3 protein-coding genes are annotated in these 2,417 nt (G+C 51.3%); 1 reads left to right on the forward strand and 2 read right to left on the reverse strand.

Annotated features, from left to right (window positions below):
- Positions 1-493 precede the first annotated feature (493 nt).
- Positions 494-1,060, forward strand: coding sequence for a hypothetical protein (locus tag HOK28_10945; GenBank protein MBT6433602.1), 567 nt, complete (start codon positions 494-496; stop codon positions 1,058-1,060).
- 8 nt (positions 1,061-1,068) lie between these two features.
- Here HOK28_10945 and HOK28_10950 read toward each other — a convergent pair whose 3' ends face one another.
- Together HOK28_10950 and ribD are read right to left on the reverse strand one after the other, a co-directional pair.
- A complete protein-coding gene (locus HOK28_10950) occupies positions 1,069-1,449 on the reverse strand; it encodes a PilZ domain-containing protein (protein ID MBT6433603.1) in 381 nt (126 codons plus the stop codon).
- An 81-nt stretch (positions 1,450-1,530) separates the two neighbouring features.
- On the reverse strand, positions 1,531-2,417 hold an 887-nt coding region (gene ribD, locus HOK28_10955), incomplete at its 5' end, for a bifunctional diaminohydroxyphosphoribosylaminopyrimidine deaminase/5-amino-6-(5-phosphoribosylamino)uracil reductase RibD (protein ID MBT6433604.1).

The raw sequence follows: 2,417 nt of genomic DNA on the forward strand, positions 1-2,417 counted from the left end.
ATAGAAGCCATTCTTATTCTCCCCCTAGATTGGTCTTCGGGTCCGCGTCTATGCTCTGCTGCTGAGAGGCACAAGACCGTAAGGTCGAAATAAATTATCCCCTGCTCTAATAAAGAGCGCAATTTTTCGGCAATAACGTTAAGGGTTCTATGTAGTTAGAAGTAGCACAGGAGTTTTCCTGACACTTTAACGAGGGGATTTCCGCCCACAACCGGCCGATCATTCGTCCTAAGAAAACACCACAAATATGTGAAATTACTAGGAATGCTCTAAAAAACTCCTTTTAGTTTCAAGCGCGTACTTTCGAGTTATGTCTGATATTCAAGGCAGTTCGGTCGTTTTTTGGTAACATCCTGAAAATGTGATGTTTTTTTATGGTTTCCAACTGCTTGAAGTAGCTCTATCGTTTTAACTAATCCAACATCGAGAATGAATTGCTCCTCCGGGGTGGCTGGGGCAAGACGAAGACTTAGGATAAGGGCAGAGTTATTTTATGACTGCTGATTCAATACCGGTTAATCCGAATTGGCCTATGAACAAGGCCACATCTGAGACTGAAGTTGAGCGCGAGGCTTACATCTTCTCAATGGAGAATCCGGAAATCGACCGAGAGCTCAAGGAACTTGAAACAGCCCGCGGCCCTCGCCGGATGGAGCTCCTGATCAAGCTTACCGAGCGCCTCTACTCCATGCGAAGCATGATGGAAGAGGAACTTCAGGACAGCGACTGGTGGGATGCTGCGAAGCCCCACCCCGGCTTGAGAGCGTTTTTCGCCAAGCATTTAAAGATATCTTACGAGATAGAAGATTTAACCCGTGGCTTCATGGTTCCCTCACGGGGTCGTCCCAAAGGTGCCAATGCCTACAGAAATTCAGTTGTGCTTCAGAGAATGTCTAGCCTTGTAGACAGCGGGAGCAGTATCGCCGAGTCCTCTCGGTTGGTTTCCCAAGAGCTAGCAACAGGCAACCTGGAGCCGCTTGCTGTCGAAATCTTGGAACCGAAGACCATAGCCAACCTTTGGACCACGCATCAAAAGAACCAGAGTCTCGACGACGATTGAGTTCGGCCTTAGCGCAAGAGCGCCTCACGCATCACTAGAAATTGATAAAGAACCAAAGTCGTAGCTTCTGGTACCCTACAAAACCGTAATCCCAAACTAGATCCGCCGCCATCGGCCGGTTCCATGTTGAGAACCTGTGCCCCCACTCGGATCTGCTCACCCAATTCAGGCAGCGTGAATTCGAGTTCCATAAACTGGCCAGGCCAGCAATGCTTCTTGGAGGTGCACTGGATGCCTCCCAGGCCAATGTCTGTAGCCTCTAGGACGTCACCACGGCCTTTATCCTCCACACGCATATAAACCGGGCTACGAGCCGAGCTTCGACGATTAAGAGGCCTTGTGGGCGCAATTGGCGCAATTGGATTCACTGAATGTTCCATAACGTACATACCTTCTCCTCCCCCAGGGCGAGGCTTGCACTCAGAACTTCATTGGTCAAAAAACTGGCACGGTTCGAGCGAACCGATTTTTTAGGAATCTTTGCAGTAACCGGTGAGTAAAACGTCGGCACCCAAACGCTCAACCTCAAAATCTGTTAGGCGGCAAGCATCTCTTAGCTTGCGCACACCTTGGCCACCTACGGAGGGTGTTGCCTGCTCACCACCGATAACCATCGGCGCCACAAAGGCATGTACCTTCGAGATAAGGCCTGCGTCGAATAGGCTCCCCATCAAAGTAGGACCACCTTCAACCAGCACACTAAGCAAATCTCGGCTACCAAGCTCATCAAGCACATGCTCCAGCGAGAGCTTACCCGCCTTTGAGCGAATGCGAATCACTTCCGCTCCTGCTTCTTCAAGGGCTGCGACCTTGTCTTCCGGCGCCTTTTTATCAACGAGTATCCAGGTTGGCGCATCGGAGTCTTTCATCACTTTTAAGATTTTCGACTTCACGGGTGTTCGTGCCTGGCTGTCCAAAACTATCCGTACCGGATCAACGCCGCCCCGTACTCGGCAAGTGAGGCTTGGGTCGTCGGCTAAAACGGTTCCGATCCCCACCATGATGCCATCGCACTCGTGGCGCAGCTGGTGACCAAACTTGCGAGCCTTCTCACCGGTAATCCATTGGGACTGTCCGCTGCGGGTGGCTACTCGCCCATCCACGCTTTGGGCAATTTTAGCGATCATAAACGGGTGCTTCGTTCCGATGAAATGGTTGAAGGCTTCATTCAGGCGGCGGCATTCTTCTTTTAGGATTCCAGTTTCAACCTGGATGCCAGCTCGGCGCAGTTTGCGGATGCCTCGGCCATTCACGAGTTCGTTGGGATCGCGAAAGCCCACGAAGACACGAGCGACGCCAGCTTTAATCAGCGACTCCGTACAAGGTGGAGTGCGACCATGATGGCTGCAGGGCTCCA

This window comes from Deltaproteobacteria bacterium (genome assembly GCA_018668695.1).
In the GTDB taxonomy this organism is placed as follows: Bacteria; Myxococcota; XYA12-FULL-58-9; order XYA12-FULL-58-9; family JABJBS01; genus JABJBS01.